The sequence below is a fragment of the Streptomyces sp. Y20 genome, assembly GCF_043195475.1.
In the GTDB taxonomy this organism is placed as follows: Bacteria; Actinomycetota; Actinomycetes; order Streptomycetales; family Streptomycetaceae; genus Streptomyces.
Genome location: NZ_JBIDDP010000051.1, coordinates 1 through 403 on the forward strand (window position 1 = coordinate 1; position 403 = coordinate 403).

Below are 403 nucleotides of genomic sequence, written 5' to 3' on the forward strand. Positions count from 1 at the left end.
GGCGTCGCTGGAGGTCACCGACGACCCGCTGGCCGCCACCCTCGCCGCGCAGGCCGACCACGCCGTCCGCGCCGGCCTGCTCCAACGGCCCGACCTGCGGGGCATCTACGACCTCACGCTGCTGAACAAGGTCCTCACGGCCGAGGGCGGGAGTCCGGTCGACGACGCCGGGCTCGGCGTCCGTCGGTGAACCCGGACGACGACCACAGAACAGGAGGTGACGACCATGACCGTGACCACACCGCTCGCCCAGGCCGCCACGACCGCCGCAGCCACCGCGCACACCGGCGCCACCGCGTGGGCCGCGCGCATCGAGCACGTCTCGAAGTCGTTCCCCGGCCCCGCCGGGCAGCAGCTCGTCCTGGACGACATCAGCCTCGACATCGCCCCCGGCGAGTTCATC

At 73.4% G+C, this 403-nt stretch carries 2 pseudogenes; both read left to right on the forward strand.

Annotated features, from left to right (window positions below):
- Positions 1 to 190 (forward strand): annotated as a pseudogene (locus ACGFT1_RS35800) (sulfate ABC transporter substrate-binding protein); the annotation flags it as partial.
- A gap of 36 nt (positions 191 to 226) precedes the next feature.
- Positions 227 to 403 (forward strand): annotated as a pseudogene (locus ACGFT1_RS35805) (ABC transporter ATP-binding protein); the annotation flags it as partial.